This window comes from Nonomuraea jiangxiensis, from assembly GCF_900099965.1.
GTDB lineage: Bacteria > Actinomycetota > Actinomycetes > Streptosporangiales > Streptosporangiaceae > Nonomuraea > Nonomuraea jiangxiensis.
Genome location: NZ_FNDJ01000002.1, coordinates 56,033 through 79,896, shown reverse-complemented (window position 1 = coordinate 79,896; position 23,864 = coordinate 56,033). Strand labels below are relative to the sequence as shown.

The following is a 23,864-nucleotide window of genomic DNA, read 5'->3' as shown; positions in this document are numbered from 1 at the left end:
TGATCAACTCCCTGGGCGCAGCTCGTATCGCGGGTTGAACATCACTTTGCGCCCATCCTGCATGCTGACCAGCCCCTCGGCCTTCACCGTGCGGCCGGGCTCGATGCCCGCGATCTTGCGGCGGCCGAGCCAGACCAGGTCGATGACGTCGGACCCGTCATAGAGCTCGGCCTCGAGAGCGGGGGCGCCGCCCCTTGGACGCAATGTGACCGTACGTAGCGTACCCGCTACGCAGAAGCGCCGACGGCCGCCACACGACACGATCGGCGTCGCGCCGACTTCATCGGCGTCCTCGCGCAGCTCCTGGGCCTCGATCTCGGACTGGGGTGATGCCAGCCGACTGAAGAACCCACGCAATCCCCCGCGTTTGGGGGGTTCTGCCGTACTCATGATGACTCAGCCTATGTGATATCAGCTCTTAGCGAATCTCACTGATTTCAGGTCCTCGCTTGAACGGGTTGAGGCCCGGGCCCTGGTCTGCCACTTCTCCGGTCTGCTCGTTGGGACGGCGCAGCGGAATCGGCTCTTCACGGGCCATCGGCTCGTCGCCGCGTACGACCACGACGTCCTTGATGAAGTCGACGAACGCCTCGGAGATCGCCTCGTCGTGCGTGCCCTTGCCGGAGACCACCCCGAGCAGGAACCAGCGCGGCCCGTCGATCCCGAGATACCGGACCGAGCGTGGGCCGCCTTCTGCCTTGATCTCGCCGGTCAGCTCGCTGCCGAACGGTCCCTCCTGCTCCGTCAGGTCCTTCGCCTGCCCCCGGATCTTGGTCTTGACCTCGTCCCAGAGACCCGAGCTGCGCGGCGCGGCCAGGGCCTGGAGCTGCAGCGTGCTCTCCTGGTAGAGGACGACCACGCCGACGTGCTGATCCCCGACCGAGGCCAGCCGTACGTCGAAGTCCGGGTTGTGCGGCAGCCGCAGGCCGCCGAGATCGATCCTGTCGTTGTCCGGATGGGGCTCGTCGGCGTCCCACGGGCCGGTCTCTCGCACGGGGGCGGCTCGCTCCTGCTCGAACGCCTGCTCCGGCTGCTCACGACGACGACGTCGGAACACTTTCGTCACTCTCCCTGCTCATCGGGCCACCCACGGGCCCTTGTCCTCAGACCGCCAAGACGGCCATCCGTATACCGGGCCACCAACCGGCCCTGCACTCGCAGAACCGCCAACCGGCCTCCACCCACCAAACCACGGGCCGCCGCTTCGCCCACAGAACCACCCACCGGTGCGCCGACCAGGCTTTTGCCCGCAAGACGGCTGGCCAGGCCTTTGCGTGACGGATCGCCCAGCCCCGCCATTTGGATCCGTGGCCCTTTGCCGTCCATCGGTCAGCGTCCCGTCGATCCGAACCCGTTGTCGCCGCGCATCGACCCCGGCAGGCGTTCGACCTCGTAGAAGGCCGCGCGCTCGACCCGCTGGACCACGAGCTGGGCCACGCGGTCACCCCGCTGGAGCCGGAACGGCTCCTTGGCGTCGGTGTTGATCAGTGTCACCTTGATTTCGCCGCGGTATCCAGCGTCCACCGTACCGGGCGCGTTGACCAGCGTGATCCCGTGCCGGGCCGCCAACCCGGACCGCGGGTGCACGAACGCGGCGTAGCCATCGGGCAGGGCGATCGCCACACCCGTACGGACCACGGCCCGCTCCCCCGGCAACAACTCGACGTCCTCGGCCGCGTAGAGGTCGGCGCCCGCGTCTCCCGGATGGGCGTAGGAGGGCATCGGCAACTCGGCGTCGAGCCGCTGGATGAGGACCTCAACCTTGCTCAAGGATTCACCTCGTAGTCCTGATGTTCTGCGGCGATGGCGGCGAGGTCGCCGTACTTCGCGAAGTGTTCCATGCCCACCTCGATGAACAGCGCTGCCGCGCGGACGGCGACCGGTCCGTCGGGGGCGCCGATCCGCCCCTCAGCCTCAAGGTACGCCTTTCTGCCCGCGATGCCGTTGCACCAGGCACGCAGGTGGAGTGTCGTGCCCACGGGAACCGGGAGAAGGTAGTCGGTCTCCAACCGCCCCGTCACATAGGGCTTGTGCAACAGGTAGACGGACATTCCGATGACCTCGTCCATGGCGGTGGCCAGCACGCCACCGTGCGCCAGCCTGGGCGCTCCCTGATGGGCCTCCCCCACCGTGAACTCGGCCTCGACCGTGGCGCCGTCCGGCGTCCTGGCCGTGAGGTGCAGTCCGGTCGGATGGTCCGTGCCGCAGCCGAAGCAGCGGCTGTAGTGGGAGGCCAGCGGGGCACCCGGCGGCGGGGCCCCCGGATGAGCTGCGGGCAGGACGGCGCCCTGCGGCGGGGTGGTGAGGGAGGAACGCGTCACGGGTGACGAGGTTACTCTGTGTCCACCCGCCCGCCGTCCTCGGTGGCCGTTTTCCCCACCCGCGAAAACCCACGCCCGCTTCCCTCGCCGCCGCGCCCGGATTCGGCCTCGACAGTGCGCCCGGCATCCGAATCGCCAGTGCGCCCGGCACCCCCCTCACCACCACGCTCGGCACCGCGCCCGGACACCACCTCACCACCACGCTCAGCACCGCGCGCCGAAGCCACCTCACTACCGCGCCCGGACACCGCCTCGCCACCACGCTCGGTGTCATCGTCCCGGGGCGCGGAGTCGTCGTCCGGTGGTGGCCCGTCGTCGACGGACACCTCCTCGGAGGATGGCGGTGGCACCGACGGTGGTCGATGCCGGAGCTCCGGCAGTGCCCGGTAGATGACCGCCGCCACGGGCACCGCGACCGCGGCCCCGGCGATCCCGGCCAGGATGCCCCCGATGGACAGCACCAGAATGATCGCCAGCGGGTGGAAGTTGAGCGCCCGGCCCACGATCAGCGGCTGCAGCACATGGTTTTCGAGTTGCTGCTCCACGATCAGGATGCCCAGGAAGATCAGTGCGAGGACGAGTCCCCTGGCGCCCAGAGTGACGAGGGTCGCGACCGTGCCGGCGAAGAAGATGCCGACGATGGGGATGAAACTGGCGAAGAAGATCAGCACGGCCAGCGGCGCCCACAGCGGCACTCCCATCCCGGCCAGCACGATGCCCATGATCACCCCGTGCACGGCGGCCACCGCCACGGTGCCCTGGACGTAGTGGGAGAGCGTGGCCCACGCGGCCCGCCCCGCCCTGTCCACCCGAGGCGCCACCCCGCCGAACGCCTTGAGGAACCACCCCCAGATCCGGTCGCCGTCCTTGAGCAGGAAGAACGTCACGAACAGCAGCAGCACGATGGACGCCAGCACCTCGAACGCCACCGCGCCCGCGGACAGCACGGTGCCCGTGATGGCCGTGCGTTGCGCGTTGACCAAGGCGGCGATCTCGTCGACGTAGCCGGTGATCTGCGCTTCCTTGAGGTGCAACGGCCCGGTGATCAGCCAGTTTTGCACCGATCGGGCGGTCGCCTGCACCTGCTGCACCAGGTTGGGGAACTCCTCGCTCGCCCGCGCCCCCACGAGCCACCCGGTGCCGACGAGCACGGCCAGGGCCACCAGCATGGTGATCCAGGTGGCGTAGATGGGCCGCATGCCCGCGCTGCGCAGGCTCCTGGTGAGCGGGAAGAGCAGCGCGGTCAGCAGCAGCGCGATCGCCACAGGCAGCGCCACGAACGTGAGCCTGGCGATGACCTGAACAAAGAAGTAGACGACCACGCCGACGAGGATCAGACACCCGCACCATGCGGCCATCGTGGCGAGCACGGGCGGTACGAGCTTGGTGGGGCGGTCGGGTAGCACGTGTTCAAGACTGGCACGTCCGGCCCGTAGATGCGCGCCTCAAAACGGACATGCCTGGTGAAGGCCCGCTTCGCTGTCCGAGAACGGACGCCCACTTCCAGAGAAACCATCCGCTAACGGACGCTGAGCGTTCTCCCGAGGGCTCGAACACTCGCCCGGGAACGAATAACGGACGCTCACCACCCAGGGGAACCGTCGCGCAATGGACCCTCACCACCCGGAGATCGGGTCTGTGCAAGAAGTGGACCCCGTGTCACCGTCATGGTCATGAAGGCTGTGGTGGTCCTGATCGTGCTCGCGTCCCTCATCGGCTTACCCTCCCCCGCACACGCTTCCCCCGCACACACCTCCCGCTCCGGCCTCGCGCTGGACGTCCTCTCCAGCCGCGCCGACCAGGTCACCGGCGGTGACGCCCTGGTCAGGGTCCGCCAGACCCGCGGCGACGCCGCCCCCAGGATCCTGCGCAACGGCGAGGACGTGACCGCGTCCTTCAAGAAGACCGGGGACGGCCTCACCGGCCTGGTCACCGGCCTGGCCGAGGGGGACAACACGATCACCGCCGTCGCCGGGCCGCACCGGCAGACCCTGAAACTCCGCAACCACCCGATCGCGGGCCCGGTCTTCTCGGGCGCGCACCAGTACCCGTTTCTGTGCAAGACCGAGCGCAGCGGCCTCGGCCCGCCGGTCGTGGACAACCAGGACGGTCAGGGCATGCGCGTCGCCGGCGGCTGGAGCCGCGACTGCTTCGCCCCCACGGTGACGGACCGGCTCTACCGGTCGACGGACGGCACGTACAAGCCCATGCCCGCGGGACGCCCCGCCGACCTGGCCACGACCACGCTGCTGGACGGCCGTACGGTCGACTTCGTGGTACGCCGGGAGCGCGGCGTGATCAACCGCTTCCTCTACTCGATCGCCACGATCGAGGGCGGCTGGAACGGCAGGGCGATCTACCGCTTCGACGGCGGCGTGGCGATCGGCCACGACCAGGGCACGCTCGGCGGCGGCGCCCTGGACCCGGAGGGCCTCGGCAAGGGCTACGCGATCCTGCACTCGTCCGGCACCCGCACCTCCACCCACTACAACCTGATCCTGGGCGGCGAGACGGCCCTCATGGTCAAGGAGCGCTTCATCGAGCAGTACGGCGTCCCGCTCTACACCGTGGGCGTCGGCGGCTCCGGCGGCGCCATCCAGCAGTACATCTACGGCCAGAACTACGGAACCCGGGTGATCGACGCTGCGATCCCGCAGTATTCCTATCCGGACATGGTCACCCAGACCATCCACGTCGGCGACTGCGAACTGCTCGAACGCTACATGGACCACAACCCCCGCTGGGCGAAGTGGGACGACAGGACCGCCCTCATCGGGATGAACGCCAGCGACACGGTCGCCAACCCGTACACCGGCAGGCCAGGGTCGGACGAATGCGTGGAGGGCTGGCGCGGCCTGACCCCGCTGACCATGAACCCGCTGTGGACCTCCAACAACGACCCCGAGTGGCAGCGCATGGACCCGCCGGGCGTCAAGGACACCGTGCAGTGGACCCACTGGGACGACCTGCGCAACGTCTACGGCGTGAACGACGCCGGGTACGCCCGCTCCACCTGGGACAACGTGGGCGTCCAGTACGGGCTCGGCGCCCTCACCGGCGGGGTGATCACCCCGGCCGAGTTCCTGGACCTCAACGCGAAGGTGGGCTCGTGGAAGGAGGCGCCCGAGATGGTCCAGGAGGGCTGCCCGTTCGTGCCCTCCGCCTGCCCCGCCGACTTCGACCCGTGGAGCGCCCGGAACATCACCCAGGGCGACCCGGCCCCCAGGCGCACCAGCGACCCGATCGCGATCAGGAACGTGGAGCGCAGCGGCCTGGTGTTCAGGGGCGACATCGACATCCCGATCATCGACTGGCGCCACTACCTGGAGGAAGAACTCGACATGCACAACTCGCACCAGTCGTTCGCCTCCAGGCAGCGCATGCTGGACCACGACGGCCGGGCGGGCAACCAGGTCATCTGGTTCACGGACGCGCGCCCGGACGGGCCGAGGTCCGACCAGACGCCCGAGGCGCTGCGGGTGATCGACGCCTGGATGGCCAACATCCGGAAATATCCGGCACGCGGGGTGATCGGCAACAAGCCGCCCCAGGCCGTGGACCGCTGCTTCGCCACCGACGGCACCGAGATCGCGGCGGGCCCGCACGTGTGGGACGGCATCCTCGACCGCCGCTCCCCCGGCGCCTGCACCCGGCACTTCCCGCTCTACTCCACCAGCCGTATCGTGGCGGGCGGCCCGCTGGAGGGCGGCGTCTACAAGTGCCGCCTGCAGCCGGTGGACAGGGCCATCGCCAAGGGCCTGTACGGCTCCTGGAAGCCGGCCCGGGACGAGCGGACCCGCCTGAAGCAGATCTTCCCCACGGGAGTCTGCGACTACTGAGACCACCGCGGCATCGGAAACACGCGCCTCCCCCACCCAGGGGAGGCGCGCCTACCGTCCTCGCTCCCGTGCGCCCCCAGCCTCGCTCCCGCCCGCCTACCGTCCTCCCTCCCGCAAGGCGGCCGGCGCCGCCCCGTCGGCGGGGTGGTCGCGCATCGCGCGGATGGGCCCGGTGAGCAACCACGGCAGCGCCAGGCAGGAACCGCACGCCGCGACCAGCAGCGTCTCCCGCACCCCGATCACCTCGCCCAGCACCCCGCCGAGCAGCCCGCCCAGCGGAACCGTCCCCCAGACGAAGAAGCGCACGGTGGCGGTCATCCGGCCGAGCAGTTCCTCGGGGGTGACGGACTGGCGGAAGCTGAGCTGGGTGACGTTGTAGACGACCACCCCCGCCCCGGTGCAGAACAGGGCCATCATCAGCAACCCCAGCCGCCAGTCGGCCTCCAGCCACGGCAGCGCGAACATCATCGGCGCCGGCACGCCGATCGCCAGCCACATCGTGGGCCCCTGCCCGAGCCACCGGACCAGCCGGGTGTTGGCCAGCGCCCCGACGAGCCCGCCGAGCCCGCCCGCGGCCATCAGCAGCCCGATCGTGCCCGCGGCCAGGCCGAGCTCCCTGGCCAGCAGCAGCAGGAGCATCGGCTGGGCCATGGACCAGAACAGGTTCGAGGTGGCGGTGCACCCGGCGATGCGGCGCAGCAGCGGGTGCCCGAGCACGAACCTGAGCCCCTCGGCGATCTCCCTGCCCAGCCGGACCCGGCGCACCTCCTGGCGGGTCTCCGGCTTGCGGATCGTCGTCAGGCACGCGGCCGACCAGGCGAACCCGGCCACCGTGACGAGCAGCGCGTAGGGCGCGGTGAGGAACTGGATGAGGTAGCCGCCGGCACTCGGCCCGCCGAGCTGCGCCACCGTACGCACGACCTCCAGCGCCGAGTTGCCCTCCACCAGCCGCTCCCGCGCGACCAGGTACGGCAGGTAACTCTGGTACGCGACGTCGAAGAAGACGGTGCACACGCCGAGCACGAGCGCCACCGCGTAGAGCTGGTAGACCGAGAGCACCTCCAGCCACCACGCCAACGGCACCGACAGGAGCGCCAGCACCCGCGCCCAGTCGCTGACGATCATCACCACGCGCTTGCGCAACCGGTCCACGAGCGCGCCCGCCGGCAGCCCGATCACCACGAACGCCACCGTCTGGCACGCGGCCAGCAGGCCCACCTCGAACTCGGAGACCCGCAACGTCGCGACCGCGACCAGGGGCAGCGCCAGGACGAGGATCTGGGTGCCGGCCTGGCTGGCGGTGTCGGCGAGGAACAACCCGCGGAAGTCGTGCTCGCGTAACAGTCCGAATCGGCTCATCCGACGAGCATCGGCGACCGATTGAGAAAAGTCAATCAGTCGCTCGACCGCATAGGGTTGCCCTCCATGGGCACCACCCGCCGCCCCGCCACCGAGGCCGAGGCCCGCGCCCTGGCCTCCGCCGTACGGCTGCGCATCCTGCGGCTCTGCCTGGACCGGGCGCTCACCAACAAGGAGATCGCCGCCCGCCTCGGCGCGAACCCCGCCACCACGCTGCACCACGTGCGCAAGCTCGTCGACACCGGCTTCCTGGCCGCCCAGCCCAGCCGTCCGGGCCGGCGCGGCTCCACCGAGATCCCCTACCGGGCCACCGGCAAGTCGTGGGAGATGGACATCCGCGAGAGCGGCGTGCCCGGCGGCCGCACGGCGATGCTCGACGCCTTCCTGGAGGAGGTCAGGCTGGCCGGCGTCGAGGAGGGCGACTACACCAGGATGGGTCTCAGGCTCACGCCTGAGCAGCGGGCCGAGCTGAGCCGGCGGCTGCAGGAGGTGTTCGAGGACTTCAGCGCGCTGGAGCCGGCACCGGAGGGCGAGCCCTACTCGTTGTTCATGGCCATCCACCGCGACACCACGCGCGAGGACTGAACACAGGAACGCCGGGCGCCCCCCAGGGGAGCACCCGGCGCCCTGCCATCCGGACGTCAGCCCAGGTAGCTAGTCGAGGAGGGTGGTGACCTCCAGGGCCTCACCGTACTGCAGAACGAACTCCTCCACATGCCCGGCCGCGCAAATGTCGTCCTGAGCCTGCCGGACAAGCCCGGCTTCCGGCCCGGAGACGGTCAACCGGGACACCTCCGCCCGCATCGACAGCTGGGCCTCCGACTTGGCCTTGCGCACCCGTCCGAGCACCTCGGAGGCCACGGCCAGCACCGCCGGGTCGCCGCTCCCGCGCTCGACCGCGGGCCAGGGAGCCCGGTGCACCGACCCCGCGCGCCACCATGACCACACCTCCTCGGTCACGAACGGCAGGATCGGCGCGAACAGCCGCAGCAGCACGTCGAGCGCCTGCCGCAACGCGGCGTGGGCGGAGGCGGAGGCCGGACCGGACTCGTAGGCACGGGCCTTGACCAGCTCCAGGTAGTCGTCGCAGAAGGCCCAGAAGAAGCGTTCGACGGCCTCCAGCGCCCTGGAGTGGTCGTAGGCGGCGAACGCCTCGCCCGTCTCCCGCACGACGTCGGACAGGGCCGCCAGCATCGACAGGTCGAGCGGCTCGGTGACCTCTCCGTCGCTCTCGGCCAGCCCGAGCACGAACTTCGACGCGTTGAGGATCTTGATCGCGAGCCGCCGGCCGATCTTGAGCTGCCCGACGTCGAACGCGGTGTCCACGCCGTACCGCCCGCCGGCCGCCCAGTAGCGCACGGCGTCGGAGCCGTGCTGCTTGAGCAGGTCGAGCGGGGTGACGACGTTGCCCTTGGACTTGGACATCTTCTTGCGGTCGGGGTCGAGGATCCACCCCGAGATCGCCACGTTGGCCCACGGCCGCGTGCCGAACTCGTGGTGCGACCTGACCACGGTCGAGAACAACCAGGTGCGGATGATCTCGTGGGCCTGCGAGCGCAGGTCGGCCGGGTAGACCCGCTGGAAGAGGTCGTCGTCGGTGCCCCAGCGGCCGGCGATCTGCGGGGTCAGCGACGAGGTGGCCCAGGTGTCCATGACGTCGGGGTCGGCCATGAACCCGCCGGGCACGCCACGCTGCTCCTCCGTGTAGCCGGGCGGCGTGTCGGAGGTCGGGTCGATCGGCAGCACGTCCTCGGACGGCACGATCGGCGCGTCGTGCAGGGGCTGCCCGGACTCGTCGAGCGGATACCACACCGGGATCGGCACGCCGTAGAACCGCTGGCGCGAGATCAGCCAGTCACCGGCGAGCCCCTCGACCCAGTTGTCATAGCGCACCCGCATGTGCGGCGGATGCCAGGCGGGCTCGCGCCCGCGCTCCAGCAGCCGCTTGCGCAGCTCGGCGTCGCGCCCGCCGTTGCGGATGTACCACTGGCGGGTGGTGACGATCTCCAGGGGCTTGTCGCCGCGCTCGTAGAACTTCACCGGGCGCGACACGGGCCTGGGCTCACCGTCGAGGTCGCCCGACTCGCGCAGCAGCTCCACGATGCGCTCCCGGGCGCTGTGCACGGTCTTGCCGGCCAGCTCCTTGTACGGCTCCTCCTCCACGCCCTCCGGCGGCTCGGGCAGCAGGCGCCCGTCCCAGCCGATGACCGGCCGGGTCGGCAGCTGGAGCTCCCGCCACCAGGTGACGTCGGTGACGTCGCCGAAGGTACAGATCATCGCGATGCCGGTGCCCTTGTCGGGCTCGGCCAGGCGGTGGGCCAGCACCGGCACCTCGACCCCGAACAGCGGCGTCAGCACCGACGTGCCGAACAGCTCCTGATAGCGCTCGTCGTCGGGGTGCGCGACCAGGGCCACGCACGCCGGGATGAGCTCGGGCCTGGTCGTCTCGACCCAGACCGAACCCTTCTCGCCGTAGAAGGAGATCCGGTGGAAGGCGCCGGGCCACTCCCGGTCCTCCAGCTCGGCCTGCGCGACGGCGGTGCGGAAGCTGACGTCCCAGAGCGTCGGCGCCTCGGCGAGGTAGGCCTCGCCGCGCCGCAGGTTGCGCAGGAACGCCCGCTGCGACACCGCCCGCGACTCGTCGCCGATCGTGGTGTAGAGCAGCGACCAGTCCACCGACAGGCCGACCCGCCGCCACACCTCCTCGAACGCCTGCTCGTCGCTGGCGGTGAGCCGGTGGCACAGCTCCACGAAATTGCGCCGGGAGATGGAGATTTCGCGTTTGCCGGGCTTCTCCGGTGGAACGAAGTCGGGGTCGTAGGGCAGTGACGGATCGCAGCGCACGCCATAGACGTTCTGCACCCGGCGCTCGGTGGGCAGCCCGTTGTCGTCCCAGCCGAGGGGATAGAAGACGGACTTGCCGATCATCCGCTGATAGCGGGCCATGATGTCGGTGTGGGTGTAGGAGAAGACGTGACCGATGTGCAGCGAGCCCGACACGGTCGGGGGCGGCGTGTCGATGGAGTAGACCTGCTCACGCGGCTTGGAACGGTCGAAGCGGTAGACGCCCTCGTCCTCCCAGCGAGCTACCCATACCTGCTCCAAGCCATCGAGGGTCGGCTTTTCCGGCATGGCGGCATGGCGTAGTCGCTGCTGAGTCATGCCTCCTTATGGTACGGCTTCGCCGGCCCGGCAAGCGGTAGAGACTAGTGTTCGTTACAAAGGGGAAGGGAGAGCGGCATGGCGGAGGACAAACCCGATATCGCCTGGCGGGTGATCGGCGGCCTGGTGGGGCTCGTGACCGCCTGGGGAGCCCGGAAGATCCTCGGGTTCGCCTGGAAGAAGGCCACCGGCAAGGAGCCGCCGATCGACACCGACTCGCCCGAGGTGAGCCTCGGAGAGGCCATCGGCTACGCCGTGGTCATGGGGGTCGGCATGTCCGTGGCGCAGATCGTGGTCAACCGGACCGCCAAGAAGCGCTACGACGCGTGGAAATCGGTGAAGCAGGTGACTCCAGGGCATTGAGAAACTCATTCGCCCAGCGGTCCACGTCGTAGGTGGCTACCCGGCGGCGCATCGTGCGCATCCGCCGGGCCAGCTCGTGCGGCGTGGCCCGCATCGCCGCCAGCATCTGGCGCTTGACGTCCTCCACGTCGTACGGATTGACCAGGTAGGCCTGGCGCAGCTCGTCGGCGGCCCCGGCGAACTCGCTGAGCACCAGCGCTCCGTGCAGGTCGTGGTGGCACGAGACATATTCCTTGGCCACCAGGTTCATGCCGTCGCGCAGCGGGGTCACCACCATGACGTCGGCGGCGAGATAGAGCGCGGCCAGCTCGTCGTGGTCGTAGGACTGGTGGAAATACTGAACCGGCTGGTAGCCGAGCTGGGCGTGCTCGCCGTTGATCCGCCCGACCTGTAGCTCGATGTCGTCCCGCAACCGCCGGTATTCCTCCACCCGCTCCCTGCTCGGCGTGGCGATCTGCACGAACACGGCCTCGTTCGGCACCAGCTTCCCGTCCTTGAGCAGCTCCCCGAACGCCTCCAGCCGCTGGCCGATGCCCTTGGTGTAGTCGAGCCGGTCGACGCCGAGCAGCACGTGCTCGGGGTCGCCCAGTTCCTTCCTGATCTCCTTGGCGCGATTCACGATCTGCGGGTCGCGTACCAGGGAGTCGAGGTGCGCGAAGTCCACGGAGATCGGGAACGCCTGCGTGGTCACCACCCGGTCGTCGAGGAAGATCTCGTTCCCCTTGTACGGCAGCCCGAGCAGCCGCCGGCACAACCGCCGGAAGTTCGAGGCGCCGCCGGGCAGCTGGAATCCCACCAGGTCGGCCCCGAGCAGCCCTTCGACGAGCTCCTTGCGCCACGGCAGCCGGAAGAAGAGCTCGGTCGGCGGGAAGGGGATGTGCAGGAAGAACCCGATCCGCAGGTCGGGCCTGAGTTTGCGGAGCATGGCGGGCACCAGCTGGAGCTGGTAGTCCTGCACCCAGACGACCGCGCCCTCCTCGGCGGCCGCCGCGGCGGCGTTGGCGAAGCGCTCGTTGACGCGGCGGTAGGTCTCCCACATCGTCCGGTGGTAGACGGGCGGCGCGACCACGTCGTGGTAGAGGGGCCACAGGGTGGCGTTGGAGAAGCCCTCGTAGTAGAGCTCGACCTCGCTGGCCGACAGGGGGACGGAGATGAGGTTCATGCCGTCCTGCTCGAAGGGCTCCAGCTCCTCGTCGGGCGCCCCGTGCCAGCCGGCCCAGGCCCCTTGGCGGCGTTGCATCACCGGCGCGATGGCGGTCACCAGCCCGCCCGGACTCCTACGCCACGAGGCCGTTCCGTCTGGCTCGATCGTCCGGTCCACCGGCAGCCGGTTGGCCACGATCAGAAACGAGCTACGGCCAGTCACGCAGTCCTCCTCGGGGTCAAGCGTCAGGCGAGCCGCGAAGCACTCGGCTCACGGCGTCCACCACCAACTCCGGACCCGCGTGGGGGATGATCGCGGCGATGTGACTGTCAGGCCTGATGACCCATGCCTCATCCGGTCTGGCGTCGAGTTTCTCGGCCAGCGTGCCGGACCCGTCCATCTCCGCGAGCCCGCGTACGGCGAGCGGCGCCGTAATGACCTTGCCCAAGACCTGCGCAAACAAACGCGAATCGCACATTTCGCCCACCAGAATGAGGAAACCGTCCCGGCTGAAATCTCGTAGCCTTCCCGCTGGGAGCCGCACATCAGGCAGGATGACACCGGGCGCGGGCACGCACGGCGCCCCCTTGGGCGGCCTGCCCTGGAACGGGCGTTCCGGTTCGGGGGTGGTGAGCGGCGAGTCCACATACCAGTACGGCTCGGCGAACCGCCCCGAGTCCACCTCCTCGATCCGCCCTCCCTCCAGCGCCGCCCGCCGGCGCATGCGCTCCTCCACCGTCCTCGGCGCGAGGAAGCGCATGGTGGCGGCGGTGACCTCCAGGTTCTCCCTGGCGGCCGCGTGCCGCTCGATGTGGTACGTCTCCAGCAACTCCTCCTCGGCCCAGCCGTTGAGCACGAAGGCCAGTTTCCAGGCCGCGTTCTCGGCGTCGGGCACGCCGGAGTTGAGCCCCCGCGCGCCGAACGGGGCCACGAGGTGGGCGCAGTCGCCCGCCAGCAGCACCCGGCCGACGCGCATGCGGGAGGCGATGCGCGCGTGGAAGCGGTAGGTGGTGTGCCAGAGCAGCTCGTACGACCGTTCCCCAATGATTTGCCGGATTTTTCGCGAAATATCGTTTTCTGTTGGGATGAAGTCGGGCGCTATTTGCCAATCAATCCGGAACGTGCCCCCCGGGCAGGGGTGGATGAGCACCTGCCGGCCCGGGTTCCACGCGGGATCGAAGTAGAAGCGGCGCTCGTTCTCCCAGCCGGGCAGGTCGGCCCTGATGTCGCAGATCAGGAACTGGTCGTCGAACGTCTCGCCGTCGAACGAGACGCCGAGCGCCTGCCGCAGCGGCTGCGACCGCGCCCCGGCGCACGCGACCACGTAGGAGGCGCGCAGCAGCCGCTGGCCGCAGCGCACGGTGACCCCGGCGGCGTCCTGGGTGAGGCCGGTGACCTGGTGGTCCCAGCGGACCTCGATCAGCGGCTGGGCGGCCACGGCCTCGTCCAGCAACTGCTCGGTGCGGGCCTGGGAGATGTTCACGCAGGCCGGCAGCAGCCCGTCGTGCTCGAACGACCAGGAGAACAGCTCCCGGTCGCGGTAGTAGGTACGGGCCGTGGTCCACGCCAGGCCCTCCACCGCCACCTTGCCCGCGCCGGCGGCGGTCCAGATGTCGAGCACGTCGCGCTGCTGGCAGATGGACCTCGACCCGACCGGTTCCCGGCCCGGCCGCTGGTCCAGCACCAGCACCTGGACGCCCCAGCGGGCCAGCAGCAACGCGGCGCTCAGCCCGACGGGCCCCGCGCCGACCACGATGACCTGCGCCTGGCTGTTCATGTCTGCAGCTGGTCCCACACTTCGCGGTCACGCTCGGCCGTCCAGATCCGCGGCCGCTCGACGCCGTGGAGCTCGTCCCACAGCCTGGAGACGTTGAACGGCAGGCAGTGCTCGAAGATCGGCCAGGAGCCGTACTGAGGCGCGAGCGCCCGGTGGGTGCGGCGGAAGGCCTCCTCCAGGGAGCCGGCCGCGCCGACCTCGCGCAGCATCACGGCCAGGAAGTCGCGGGTCTGGGCGATGGCCGCGGCCACCGCCTCCTCCCCTCGCGCCACCGCGCCCCGCCCTCCGACCAGGGTGTGCGCGCCGAACGCGGCCACCCGGTCGAGCGTCGCCGACGACCAGTCGCGGTGGAAGGCGTCGCCGGTGTAGAGGGCCGCCTGGGACTCGACCAGATCGCCGGCGAACATGATCCGCTGCCGGGGCAGCCACGCCACCAGGTCGCCCTCGGTGTGGCCACGGCCGCAATGGTGCAGCACCAGGTCGCCGCGCGTGCCGCCCAGGTCGATGGTGAACCTGTCGCTGAAGGTCGCCGTGGGCCACGTCAGGCCCGGGATCGAGGCAGGCTCCCTGAACAGGCGGGGCATCCTGGCGTACTCGCTGGCCCAGTCCTGCTCGCCGCGCTCGGCGATCAGCTCGCGGGTCTTCTCGTGCGTCACGATCACCTCCGCCCCGAACGCCGACGCGCCCAGCACCCTGACGGCGTGGTAGTGGGACAGCACCAGGTATCTGATCGGCTTGTCCGTGTGCTCGCGCAGCCGCGCCAGCCACTCCCTGGCGGCCACCGGCGTGGCCAGCGCCTCGAAGCAGACGAGGAAGTCCTCGCCCTCGATCGCGCCGACGTTCGGGTCGCCCTCGGCCGTGAGCGCGTAGACGCCCTCGGCCAGTACCTCCAGCGACTGCCGTTTCTCCCCCAGATCCGCCGACGAGGCGAACGGCCTGGCCATCAGCCCTCCTCCCGAAACGCGATCACCACTCGTAGAACCCCCTTCCCGCTCTTGCGGCCCAGCTCACCCACAGCCACCTTGTCCCGCGGCAGCCGCGGCGGCTCGAACCGGGGGCCGAGCCGGGCATACAGGTATTCGGCGATGGCCAGCCCCGCGCCTCCACCCATGGTGTCCACCTCTTGACAGAGATCGGCCAGACGGTGAAGTGTTTACCGAACATTCGGTCAGTTGACAAGGGAGACTTGCGTTGGGGAGCGCGCGTCGCATGATGGACGCCGGGTGGCCGCCGAGCTCCGCGGCCGCGGCAGGGAACTGAGATGAGGGTGTGAGGCGCATGAGACTCGGCGATCCCCCGGCGCGGGACCAGCTCGACCCGATCGAGCGGGCCTCCCGTGACGAGCTCGCGGCACTCCAGCTCCGGCGACTGCAATGGACGCTCGGCCACGCCTACGAGAACGTCCCGTTCTACCGGGAGAAGTTCGACAGCGCGGGCGTGCACCCGGGCGACTGCAAGGAGCTCGGCGACCTGGCCCGCTTTCCCTTCACCACGAAGCAGGACCTGCGCGACCACTACCCCTTCGGCATGTTCGCCGTCCCGCGCGAGCGCGTGGCCAGGATCCACGCCTCCAGCGGCACCACCGGCAAGCCCACCGTGGTCGGCTACACCAGGAACGACGTGGACGCCTGGGCGGAGGTCATGGCCCGCTCGATCCGCGCGTCCGGCGGCCGGCCGGGGGACATCGTGCACGTGGCCTACGGCTACGGCCTGTTCACCGGCGGGCTGGGCGCCCACTACGGGGCCGAGCGGCTGGGCTGCACGGTGGTGCCCGTCTCCGGCGGCATGACCGCCCGCCAGGTGCAGCTCATCACGGACTTCCGGCCGCGGGTCGTCATGGTGACGCCGTCGTACATGCTGGCCCTGCTGGACGAGTTCGAGGCGCAGGGCCTGAACCCACGCGAGTCGTCGCTGCAGATCGGGATCTTCGGCGCCGAGCCGTGGACCGAGCGGATGCGCGTGGAGATCGAGGAGCGCTTCGACGTGCACGCCGTGGACATCTACGGCCTGTCGGAGGTCATGGGCCCCGGCGTGGCCAACGAGTGCGTGGAGACCAAGGACGGCCTGCACGTCTGGGAGGACCATTTCTATCCGGAGACGGTCGATCCGCTCACCGGCGACCCGGCGGACGCGGGCGAGCTGGTCTTCACCAGCCTCACCAAGGAGGCCATGCCGGTCATCCGCTATCGCACCCGCGACCTGACCCGGTTATTGCCGGGCACCGCGAGGCCCGCGTTCCGGCGCATGGAGAAGGTGACGGGCCGCACCGACGACATGATCATCCTGCGCGGGGTGAACGTGTTCCCGACCCAGATCGAGGAGCTCGTCCTGCGTACGCCGGGGCTGTCGCCGCACTTCCAGCTCCACCTGACCCGGCCCGAGCGGCTGGACGTGATGACCGTCAAGGTCGAGGCGCGCCCCGGACTGACCGAGCGGGCGGCGGCGGGCGAGGCGCTGCGCCAGGCGGTCAAGGACACCGTCGGCGTGCGCGTGGAGGTCGAGGTGGTGGACCCGGAGACGCTGGAACGTTCGGTCGGCAAGCTCAAACGCGTCATCGACAGCCGGGCAACCAGGGATAATTAGCACTATGGCCGCCCCGACCCCCACCCGCCCGCGCAGGCGCGGACATGATCCGGAGTCCGTCCTGTCCATCGCCGTGCACGTCTTCAACGAGCGCGGCTATGACGGCACCAGCATGGAGGACCTGGCCAGGGCGCTCGGCGTCACCAAGTCGGCCATCTACTACCACGTGCCCGGCAAGGAGCAACTGCTGGGGCGGGCGCTCGACCGGGCGCTCGACGGGCTCTTCGCGATGGTGGCCGACGAGCGCGCCGCCGCGGGGCCGGCGATCGAGCGCCTGGAGTGGGTCGTACGGCAGAGCGTGCGCATCCTCGTCGACCGGCTGCCCTACGTGACGCTGCTGCTGCGGGTGCGCGGCAACAGCGTGACCGAGCAGGCGGCGCTGGAGCGGCGGCGGGAGTTCGACCGGTTCATCAGCCGGCTGGTCAAGGAGGCGGCGGCGGACGGCAGCCTCCGGCCCGACGTGGATCCGGCACTGGTCACGCGGCTGCTGTTCGGGACCGTCAACTCGATCGCCGAGTGGTACGAACCCGCGCGCGGCAACGCCTCGCCCGACGACCTGGCGGACGCGCTGCTCAAGATGGCCTTCAACGGCCTGCGCAGCCGACCGGCCGCACAGGGCTGAGGGGCGCGGCACCGGGCCGGGTGGCTAGCTCTCCAGCTCGTCGCGCCGTTCGGGGCTCACCTCCGGCTGCCGGGGGCCGCGCCGCACCGGTTGCTTGCCTCGGAGGTCGTCGCGTACGGCCTTGCCCAGCTTCTTCGTCGCCGTCCGGTTGAGTGCCCCGCCCGCGATCGCGCCGGTCAGGAAGGGGCCGAAGGTGGTCAGGTGGCGGCCGAGCGTGCGCATCAGGCGGTTGCGGAGGGCCGTCTTGGTGGCCGCGCCGAGCGCGAGCGAGACGGAGGCGGGGGCGAGGGGGTCGATGCCGCGCTGCCTGGCCCAGGCCGCGGTGAAGGCGACGGCCCGCTGGGCGCCGGTGCCGTCGATGCGTACGCCGTAGACCTCGTGCAGTTCGGCCAGCAGCTTGACCTCGATGGCGGCGACGACGAGGGTCTCCGCGACCAGCTGCGCCGGGGCGGAGAGCAGGAGGGGTGGGGCTGCGAACTGGGCCGCCGCGAGCGCTCCGCCGATGGCGCCGACCGTCATCGTGCCCTTCTGCGCGGTGCGCACCAGATCGTCGGCGAGCTCCTCGCCGGTCAGGCCGTGATGGTGCTCGGAAAGCGTCTGCAGATCCCTGATCGGGATGCGGGGCGCGATGTTGAGGAAGACGTCGGCCACCCAGCGCCCCCGGCCCGCGCCGGTCACACGCGCCTTCTTCGCCCCGGTCGACAGGGCCTGGGCTAGTCGGCCGAGCAGCCTGCGCCGCTCGGCCGGCTCCAGCTCACCGGGCGTGGTGAGCCTGCCTACGAGCTCGCCGACCTCGTTATCGGGGTCGGCGATCTCATTGCCCGGTCGGTGGTGGTCTTTCTCCGGTACGGCCACGCGAATGCCTCCTTATCAGGCGGCGCACTCCCTGCAGACCTGCTGGCCGTTCCGCTCGGACGCCAGTTGGCTACGGTGATGCACCAGGAAGCAACGCGAGCAGGTGAACTCGTCGGCCTGGCGGGGGATCACCCGCAGGGAGAGCTCCTCGTTCGACAGGTCGGCGCCGGGCAACTCCAGCGACTCCGCCAGATCGGTCTCGTCGATGTCGATACTGCCGGACGACTTGTCGGTGCGCCGCGCCTGGAGTTCCTGGAGGCTGTCTTCCCCCAGGTCGTCGTCGGTCTTGCGCGGGCTGTCGTAGTCGGTAGCCATTGTGCTTACTCCATCCCCCTCATCTATATGTCCTCGCGCTCGTCGCGCGTCTTCTAACGTCCGGGAGGCCCATCTTGTGCCCGTTCCGTCGGGGAGATTTCCCATCGGTACCCCGCTGGAACGGACAACGAACCTCCCAACACGTCAGTGCCTGCTGCCGTCGGCAATGGTTAGCCAAATATGGCGAAACCCACAGCCTTGGCCGCTTGCACCACCGTGTTCGACGGCACATCCAACCACATGTGCGCCGAGAACGAGACGCCCCCTGTGCATCAACACGCTGACGAACCCCCGGAGCATGCCGCGCGTCAGCGTCCAGGAAGCCGAATGGTGACCACGAGTCCGCCACCATCGCGCGGCACGGCGGCCACATTTCCGCCGTGCGCCTGCACCACCGCACGGACGATGGACAGCCCCAGTCCTGCCCCCTTGGCTGATTCCACGCGGTCCGCATGGAGCCTCCTGAACGGCTCGAACAGGCTGTTCACCTCGTACGCCGGGACGAGTTGCCCCGTGTTCGCCACCTGAACAACCAAGCCACTGCCTGCCATTCCCGTCCGGATCCATACTTTTCCGTTTTCGGGAATGTTGTACTTCACCGCGTTCTCCAGCAGGTTGCTGATGCAACGCTCCAGGAGGACCGGGTCACCTGTGGTAGGCGCACTGACCAGTTCGGTGGTTACGGCGACACCATGTTCGTCGGCGAAGGGCGTGACCTGTTCGACCGCCGTCTGAGCGACTTCCTGAACGTCGAGCGGTTTGCGTACCGCGAGTTCCCGTTCGCTCCGGGCGAGCAACAGCAGCCCCTCTATGAGCTTCTCGTTACGCGCGTTGACTTCCAGCAGTGTCCTGCCCAGCGCTTTGAGGTCCTCGGACGCCACCGGGTCTGACAGCGCGATCTCCAGCACGGTCCGGTTGATGGTCAAGGGGGTTCGCAATTCGTGGGAGGCGTTGGCCACGAATCTCCGCTGGGTGTCGAAGGCGACGTTGAGCCGGGCGAGCATCGCGTCGAAGGTGTCGGAGAGCTCCTTCAGCTCGTCGTTCGGGCCCTCCAGGGCGATGCGCTGGTGGGCGAGGGTGCTCTCCGACAGTTTGCGGGCGGTGGCGGTCATCTGGGCCACCGGCCGCATCGCGCGGTCGGCGACGAAGTAGCCGATGATCAGCGCCAGGATGCCCACGCCGAGCAGCGCGAGGAAGGCGCTGTTGAGCAGCGCGCCCCGGGCGTTCGAGACCGCCAGTTGCTGCCACTTGGTCCAGGTCTCCTGGTACTGGCGATCCAGGCTGGGGGGCAGCCCCGTGTCGAGGGCCGGCCACGCGTTCTCGATGGCGGTGCCCAGGATCATGTAGACCGAGAGCAGCAGCACCGCGGACGCGATGAAGACGAGCGCGCCGTAGGTGAGCGTCAGGCGCCAGCGGATGCTGACCTTCTCCGGGAGCCCCTTCATCCACGCCATGGTGCTTCGCTGCACCGGCGGCTGACCAGGTGGGGGCGGGCCGTCCCAGGCGGGCGGCCCGACGGGCGGCGGCGCCTCCTGCACCCGCGTCGCCTTTCTCGACGAGTGCGGGCTGATCATCGGATGCGTCGGCCCTGCCTCGCGGTCCGGCCTGTCAGTCACAACTTGTACCCCACACCGGGCACGGTCTCGATCACCTGAGGGTCGCCCAGCTTCTTCCGCAGCGTCATCATGGTCACCCGCACCACGTTGGTGAACGGGTCGATGTTCTCGTCCCACGCCTTGTCCAGCAGGTCCTCCTGGCTGACCACGGCGCCCTCGGCGCGCAGCAGCTCCTCCAGGACCGCGAACTCCTTCTTGGTGAGCACGATCTCCCTGCCGTCGCGCTGCACCAGCCGCTTGCCCGGGTCGAGCGTGATCCCGCTGCGCTCCAGGACCGGCGGCAACGCCGGGGCCGAGCGCCGGCCGAGCGCCCGCACCCGGGCCACCAGCTCGATGAACACGAACGGCTTGGCCAGGTAGTCGTCGGCCCCGAGGCCGAGGCCCTCCACCTTGTCGTCCACGTCGCCGGAGGCGGTCAGCATGAGGATCCGCGAGGCTGACCGCTGCTCCACCAGCCGGCGGCACACCTCGTCGCCGTGGACCACCGGCAGGTCGCGGTCCAGCACGATCACGTCGTAGTCGATGTAGGAGGTCCGCTCGAGAGCACCGCCCCCGTCGTAGGCGACGTCGACCGCCATGGCCTCGCGCCGGAGCCCGGTCGCGATCGCGTCGGCGAGCACCCGCTCATCCTCTACCACCAGCACCCGCACGCTCGGTACACCTCTCTCCGATTCGGTCACTCATTCTGCCCACAGCCTCGATAAGCGCACGGTAAGGCATGTGCGGGGATGCGTGACCCCCCGGTGAGACGAACCACACGAAATTCATGTTTCGGGAGCGGACCGGGCGGGGTATGGCTGCGGACACCCATTGCCCGGATATCAACCAGCTATGGGAAACTTCGCCCCGCGCATGACACGGGCCCCATGAAGGTAGGTGAGATGGGCGAGTTCACGACCACGATCGAACAACGCCTCGACCAGGCTTACAAGGGCCTGCGGGAGGCCCGTAGCGTCGGCGACGACTACCTCGCCGACACACTCACCGCCGAGATCGAAGACCTGCGCCGCCTGGCCGTCGATCACGGCATCCCGTTGCCTCGCTAGACATGGCGGGACGGCCGGAGCGCGGCTCCGGCCGTCCCGCGCATGCGGCACTCACGTCGCATGCGTCACGCCTGGATCAGGCGTCACGCTCGGGGTCGAGTGACACCAGCAGGTCGTGCAGGTCCTCGAACAACCCCGGCGCCGCGCACAACGCGAACTCGGGGCTGACCGGCCGGCCGCGCAGCCCGTCGAGCCGGGCGCCGGACTCGGTGGCCACCAGGCCCGCCGCGGCGAAGTCCCAGTAGTTGACGCCCCGCTCGTAATAGGCGTCCACCCGGCCCGCCGCGAGCGAGCACAGGTCGACGGCGCACGAGCCGCCGCGCCTGATGTCGCGCACCTTCGGCAGCACGGCCGCGACCACCTCGCCCTGGACCGCGCGCCTGGCCACCGAGTAACCGAACCCGGTCGCGACCAGCGCCTGCGCCAGCGGCACGCCGCTGTTGCAGCGCAGCGGCACGCCGCCGAGCCAGGCGCCCGCGCCGAGCGCGGCGGTGTAGACCTCGCCGCGCGCCGGCACGTTGACGACTCCGGCCACGACCTGGCCCTTCACCTCGACGGCGATCGACACCGCCCAGTCCGGCAGGCCGTACAGGAAGTTGACGGTGCCGTCGATCGGGTCGACGATCCAGCGCACGTCCGAATCGCCCGGCGCCTCGCCGCCCTCCTCCCCGAGGATCCGGTCACCGGGCCTGGCGGCCCCGACGCGCTCACGGATGAGCTGCTCCGAGGCCGTGTCCAGGGCGGTCACCACGTCCGTCGGGCTGGACTTGGTCGCGATCTCCGCCGACATGGTGGGGCGCTTGGCGATCAGCATCTCCCCCGCCTCGCGGGCGATGTCCTCGGCCAGCCGCAGGAAGTCGGTCATCAGGCCACCGAGTCCGGGCGCTTCCACTCCTGGCCGAGCACGTGCTGGGCGAGGAAGGCGAGCACGGTCTCGTACCAGGCGACGGCGTTGCCGGGCTTGAGGACCCAGTGGTTCTCGTCGGGGAAGTAGAGGAACTTCGCGTCCACCTCGCTGCGCTGCAGGTCCCACCACAGGCGCAGGCCCTCGCCGATCGGCACGCGGTAGTCCTTGTCGCCGTGGATGACCAGCATCGGGGTGGTGATCTTGTCGAGGGAGTGGTGCGGGGACAACAGGTCGTACCGCTCGGAGCCGGGCGCGCCGAACTCGCGCTGCCAGTACACGGCGGAGTCGGTGGTGCCGGCGAACTGGTCGAGGTTCCAGAGCGAGGCGTGGGTGACGATGGCCCGGTAGCGGTCGCTGTGGCCGGCGACCCAGTTGGCCATGTAGCCGCCGAACGAGCCACCCATCGCGCCGATGCGCTCGCTGTCGATGTCGTCCCTGGCCAGCGCCACGTCCACGATCGCGTCGAGGTCGGCCATCGTGCGCGGGCCCCAGTTGCCCCAGCCCCGGTCGATCATCTCCTGGCCGTAGCCGGTGGACAGGCAGGGGTCGGGCAGCAGCACGGCGTACCCGTGCTCGGCCATGATCGCGGGCTGCCAGCGCCACGCCCAGTCGTTCCAGGAGGAGACGGGGCCGCCGTGGATCCACAGCAGGAACGGCGCGGGGTTCTCGGCGGAGGCGCCCTCGGGCAGCACCAGCCAGCCGCGGATGGTGGTGCCGTCGTCGGCGGTGGCGCTGATCTCGGTGAGCGTGCCCGGCACCTCGGGGCGCTCCGCGGGCGTGGGCAGGTCGGTGATCTCGCCGGTGGCGGTGTCGATCCTGGCCGGGGCGGGGGCCAGGCGGATGCCGCTGCGCAGCGCGTAGAGGGCCGTGCCGTCCTTGGCGGCGTTGAGCCCGAGGTAGGCGGCGTCGTCCTGGGTGAGCCTGGCGACCTCGCCGTCCAGCGGCACCCGGAAGATCGGGCGGCGGCCCTGGTGGTCGGCGGCGATGTAGACGGCCGTGGAGTCGGGCGCCCATTCGACGTCCGAGGGGAACAGGTCGGGCGCGTACTCGCGGCCCTCACCGGTGGCCAGGTCGGCGATCCACAGCTCGTGGCGGGCCGAGACCTCCAGGCCGGTGACGCGGCTGCGGGAGCAGGCCACGCGGGTGCCGTCGGGCGAGATCGCCAGCGGGCCGTCGAAGTCGTGGCCCTCCTGGCTGAGCAGGGTGCGCCGCTCGCCGGTGGCCACGTCGATGGCCACCAGGTCGGTGCGCCGCTCGCCCTTCGGCAGGGGAACGTGCCAGGTCGCGATCACGGTGGCGCCGTCGGGGGTCAGCGCGAACGCGGCCTCGCGCAGCGCCTCGCCCGCGTCGGGGGTCAGGTCGCGTACGTCCTCCAGCCGGTCAGCGCCGAGCCGGGCCACGAACAGCCGGGTGCGGCCGGGGCCGAGGTCGTGGTCCCAGTAGCGGACCGGGTAGCCCTCGTGCAGAACGGCGCTGATCCCGGCGTCCTTGCGGGCCTTGCGCTTCTCCTCCTCGGCCGCCTCCTCGCCGTCGAGCACGTCGGAGGCGAACACGACGACGTCGCCGGCCGTACGGACGCCGGAGATGCCGCCGGGGCGGGCGGCCACCTGGCGGGCCTCGCCGCCCGCGCGGGGCAGCAGCCAGAGCGCGGGGACCTCGTCGGTCGAGTCCTTGACGGTGGTGTCGAGGCGGGCGGAGGTGAACAGCACGTCACCGGCGTCGGTGAAGACCGCGGCGGACTCGCCCTTGGCGGACCGGGTGAGCCGGTACGGCTCGCCGTCGTGCGGGCCTGCGACGGGCACGGCCCAGAGCGCGGTGCCGTACGACTTGCCGTCGGGATTGAGGGACTGGACGACCGATATCAGCCTGGAGCCGTCAGGCGAGAGCCGCAGAGAGAGAACCCGGGGGATGGCCACGTAGTCACGTATGTCGTTGAATGCGCTCACCTGACCGAA

At 70.1% G+C, this 23,864-nt stretch carries 23 protein-coding genes; 6 read left to right on the top strand and 17 right to left on the bottom strand.

What is annotated here, in order from left to right; genetic code table 11:
• Positions 1-3 precede the first annotated feature (3 nt).
• The 5 genes from BLS95_RS03565 to BLS95_RS03545 form a co-directional block, all read right to left on the bottom strand.
• Positions 4-390 carry an OB-fold nucleic acid binding domain-containing protein gene (locus BLS95_RS03565; protein WP_090929309.1) on the bottom strand — a complete coding sequence of 129 codons (387 nt, stop codon included), beginning with the start codon at positions 388-390 and terminating at the stop codon, positions 4-6.
• Between the two features lie 28 nt (positions 391-418).
• Positions 419-1,066, bottom strand: coding sequence for a DUF3710 domain-containing protein (locus BLS95_RS03560; RefSeq protein ID WP_245764810.1), 648 nt, complete (start codon positions 1,064-1,066; stop codon positions 419-421).
• Positions 1,067-1,329: 263 nt separating this feature from the next.
• Positions 1,330-1,770, bottom strand: coding sequence for a dUTP diphosphatase (gene dut, locus BLS95_RS03555; protein WP_090929306.1), 441 nt, complete (start codon positions 1,768-1,770; stop codon positions 1,330-1,332).
• Positions 1,767-2,321: a PaaI family thioesterase gene (locus tag BLS95_RS03550; protein WP_090929304.1), complete on the bottom strand. Its 555-nt coding sequence runs from the start codon at positions 2,319-2,321 to the stop codon at positions 1,767-1,769. The genes dut and BLS95_RS03550 overlap by 4 nt, the downstream gene beginning before the upstream one ends.
• Positions 2,322-2,332: 11 nt before the next feature.
• A complete protein-coding gene (locus BLS95_RS03545; protein ID WP_245764809.1) occupies positions 2,333-3,727 on the bottom strand; it encodes an AI-2E family transporter in 1,395 nt (464 codons plus the stop codon).
• Positions 3,728-3,994: 267 nt separating this feature from the next.
• On the opposite strand from BLS95_RS03545, the gene BLS95_RS03540 reads away from it, so the two are divergent.
• Complete coding sequence (locus tag BLS95_RS03540; protein ID WP_143043568.1) at positions 3,995-6,160, top strand: DUF6351 family protein; 2,166 nt, start codon at positions 3,995-3,997, stop codon at positions 6,158-6,160.
• A 96-nt stretch (positions 6,161-6,256) separates the two neighbouring features.
• Here BLS95_RS03540 and BLS95_RS03535 read toward each other — a convergent pair whose 3' ends face one another.
• Positions 6,257-7,519: an MFS transporter gene (locus BLS95_RS03535; RefSeq protein ID WP_090929301.1), complete on the bottom strand. Its 1,263-nt coding sequence runs from the start codon at positions 7,517-7,519 to the stop codon at positions 6,257-6,259.
• A gap of 66 nt (positions 7,520-7,585) precedes the next feature.
• Between BLS95_RS03535 and BLS95_RS03530 the strand changes: the two genes are divergently transcribed.
• The gene (locus BLS95_RS03530) at positions 7,586-8,104 is read left to right on the top strand and encodes an ArsR/SmtB family transcription factor (protein ID WP_090929895.1); all 519 of its coding nucleotides are present in this window, start codon (positions 7,586-7,588) and stop codon (positions 8,102-8,104) included.
• A gap of 69 nt (positions 8,105-8,173) precedes the next feature.
• Here the strand turns inward: BLS95_RS03530 and valS are convergent, their stop codons facing one another.
• The gene (valS, locus tag BLS95_RS03525; protein WP_245764808.1) at positions 8,174-10,681 is read right to left on the bottom strand and encodes a valine--tRNA ligase; all 2,508 of its coding nucleotides are present in this window, start codon (positions 10,679-10,681) and stop codon (positions 8,174-8,176) included.
• A gap of 78 nt (positions 10,682-10,759) precedes the next feature.
• Between valS and BLS95_RS03520 the strand changes: the two genes are divergently transcribed.
• Positions 10,760-11,044, top strand: coding sequence for a DUF4235 domain-containing protein (locus tag BLS95_RS03520; protein ID WP_090929297.1), 285 nt, complete (start codon positions 10,760-10,762; stop codon positions 11,042-11,044).
• Here BLS95_RS03520 and BLS95_RS03515 read toward each other — a convergent pair.
• From BLS95_RS03515 to BLS95_RS53895, 4 genes are read right to left on the bottom strand one after another with little or no spacing between them, the layout of a single operon-like run.
• Positions 10,977-12,410, bottom strand: a complete 1,434-nt coding sequence (locus BLS95_RS03515; protein ID WP_090929295.1) for an alpha,alpha-trehalose-phosphate synthase (UDP-forming) — start codon at positions 12,408-12,410, stop codon at positions 10,977-10,979. The two genes, BLS95_RS03520 and BLS95_RS03515, sit on opposite strands and share 68 nt — an antisense overlap.
• 16 nt (positions 12,411-12,426) lie before the next feature.
• On the bottom strand, positions 12,427-13,965 hold the full coding sequence (locus BLS95_RS03510; RefSeq protein ID WP_090929293.1) for an FAD-dependent monooxygenase: 1,539 nt from the start codon (positions 13,963-13,965) through the stop codon (positions 12,427-12,429).
• Positions 13,962-14,909 carry an MBL fold metallo-hydrolase gene (locus BLS95_RS03505; RefSeq protein WP_176993002.1) on the bottom strand — a complete coding sequence of 316 codons (948 nt, stop codon included), beginning with the start codon at positions 14,907-14,909 and terminating at the stop codon, positions 13,962-13,964. Before BLS95_RS03505 ends, BLS95_RS03510 begins: the two co-directional genes overlap by 4 nt.
• Positions 14,909-15,076: a hypothetical protein gene (locus BLS95_RS53895; RefSeq protein WP_218135580.1), complete on the bottom strand. Its 168-nt coding sequence runs from the start codon at positions 15,074-15,076 to the stop codon at positions 14,909-14,911. The genes BLS95_RS03505 and BLS95_RS53895 overlap by 1 nt, the downstream gene beginning before the upstream one ends.
• Before the next feature lie 167 nt (positions 15,077-15,243).
• Here BLS95_RS53895 and paaK point away from each other — a divergent pair, with 167 nt between their 5' ends.
• Together paaK and BLS95_RS03495 are read left to right on the top strand one after the other, a co-directional pair.
• Positions 15,244-16,548 (top strand): phenylacetate--CoA ligase PaaK, encoded by a 1,305-nt coding sequence (paaK, locus tag BLS95_RS03500; protein WP_090929290.1) that lies wholly within the window; start codon positions 15,244-15,246, stop codon positions 16,546-16,548.
• 4 nt (positions 16,549-16,552) lie between these two features.
• Positions 16,553-17,170, top strand: a complete 618-nt coding sequence (locus tag BLS95_RS03495; RefSeq protein WP_090929288.1) for a TetR/AcrR family transcriptional regulator — start codon at positions 16,553-16,555, stop codon at positions 17,168-17,170.
• 24 nt (positions 17,171-17,194) lie between these two features.
• On the opposite strand, the gene BLS95_RS03490 is transcribed toward BLS95_RS03495, so the two are convergent.
• The 4 genes from BLS95_RS03490 to BLS95_RS03475 form a co-directional block, all read right to left on the bottom strand.
• Positions 17,195-18,025: a hypothetical protein gene (locus BLS95_RS03490; RefSeq protein ID WP_245764807.1), complete on the bottom strand. Its 831-nt coding sequence runs from the start codon at positions 18,023-18,025 to the stop codon at positions 17,195-17,197.
• 15 nt (positions 18,026-18,040) lie between these two features.
• On the bottom strand, positions 18,041-18,340 hold the full coding sequence (locus tag BLS95_RS03485) for a DUF4193 domain-containing protein (RefSeq protein WP_090929286.1): 300 nt from the start codon (positions 18,338-18,340) through the stop codon (positions 18,041-18,043).
• 308 nt (positions 18,341-18,648) lie between these two features.
• A complete protein-coding gene (locus tag BLS95_RS03480; RefSeq protein WP_090929285.1) occupies positions 18,649-19,914 on the bottom strand; it encodes a sensor histidine kinase in 1,266 nt (421 codons plus the stop codon).
• A gap of 38 nt (positions 19,915-19,952) precedes the next feature.
• The gene (locus BLS95_RS03475; protein WP_090929282.1) at positions 19,953-20,606 is read right to left on the bottom strand and encodes a response regulator transcription factor; all 654 of its coding nucleotides are present in this window, start codon (positions 20,604-20,606) and stop codon (positions 19,953-19,955) included.
• 231 nt (positions 20,607-20,837) lie between these two features.
• On the opposite strand from BLS95_RS03475, the gene BLS95_RS55395 reads away from it, so the two are divergent.
• Entirely contained in the window at positions 20,838-21,002 is a 165-nt protein-coding gene (locus BLS95_RS55395) for a hypothetical protein (protein WP_176993001.1), read from the top strand.
• 76 nt (positions 21,003-21,078) lie between these two features.
• Here the strand turns inward: BLS95_RS55395 and BLS95_RS03470 are convergent, their stop codons facing one another.
• Positions 21,079-21,867 carry an inositol monophosphatase family protein gene (locus BLS95_RS03470; RefSeq protein ID WP_090929280.1) on the bottom strand — a complete coding sequence of 263 codons (789 nt, stop codon included), beginning with the start codon at positions 21,865-21,867 and terminating at the stop codon, positions 21,079-21,081.
• On the bottom strand, positions 21,867-23,855 hold the full coding sequence (locus BLS95_RS03465; protein ID WP_090929278.1) for a S9 family peptidase: 1,989 nt from the start codon (positions 23,853-23,855) through the stop codon (positions 21,867-21,869). The genes BLS95_RS03470 and BLS95_RS03465 overlap by 1 nt, the downstream gene beginning before the upstream one ends.
• Positions 23,856-23,864: the final 9 nt, after the last annotated feature.

Coding starts and splice junctions, on each gene's coding strand:
- BLS95_RS03485 (WP_090929286.1), bottom strand. CDS start 18,340: ATGGCTACCGACTACGACAGCCCGCGCAAGACCGACGACGACCTGGGG.
- BLS95_RS03520 (WP_090929297.1), top strand. CDS start 10,760: ATGGCGGAGGACAAACCCGATATCGCCTGGCGGGTGATCGGCGGCCTG.
- BLS95_RS03505 (WP_176993002.1), bottom strand. CDS start 14,909: ATGGCCAGGCCGTTCGCCTCGTCGGCGGATCTGGGGGAGAAACGGCAG.
- valS (WP_245764808.1), bottom strand. CDS start 10,681: ATGACTCAGCAGCGACTACGCCATGCCGCCATGCCGGAAAAGCCGACC.
- BLS95_RS03530 (WP_090929895.1), top strand. CDS start 7,586: ATGGGCACCACCCGCCGCCCCGCCACCGAGGCCGAGGCCCGCGCCCTG.
- BLS95_RS03565 (WP_090929309.1), bottom strand. CDS start 390: ATGAGTACGGCAGAACCCCCCAAACGCGGGGGATTGCGTGGGTTCTTC.
- paaK (WP_090929290.1), top strand. CDS start 15,244: ATGAGACTCGGCGATCCCCCGGCGCGGGACCAGCTCGACCCGATCGAG.
- BLS95_RS03480 (WP_090929285.1), bottom strand. CDS start 19,914: ATGATCAGCCCGCACTCGTCGAGAAAGGCGACGCGGGTGCAGGAGGCG.
- BLS95_RS55395 (WP_176993001.1), top strand. CDS start 20,838: ATGGGCGAGTTCACGACCACGATCGAACAACGCCTCGACCAGGCTTAC.
- BLS95_RS03510 (WP_090929293.1), bottom strand. CDS start 13,965: ATGAACAGCCAGGCGCAGGTCATCGTGGTCGGCGCGGGGCCCGTCGGG.
- BLS95_RS53895 (WP_218135580.1), bottom strand. CDS start 15,076: ATGGGTGGAGGCGCGGGGCTGGCCATCGCCGAATACCTGTATGCCCGG.
- BLS95_RS03495 (WP_090929288.1), top strand. CDS start 16,553: ATGGCCGCCCCGACCCCCACCCGCCCGCGCAGGCGCGGACATGATCCG.
- BLS95_RS03535 (WP_090929301.1), bottom strand. CDS start 7,519: ATGAGCCGATTCGGACTGTTACGCGAGCACGACTTCCGCGGGTTGTTC.
- BLS95_RS03470 (WP_090929280.1), bottom strand. CDS start 21,867: ATGACCGACTTCCTGCGGCTGGCCGAGGACATCGCCCGCGAGGCGGGG.
- BLS95_RS03540 (WP_143043568.1), top strand. CDS start 3,995: ATGAAGGCTGTGGTGGTCCTGATCGTGCTCGCGTCCCTCATCGGCTTA.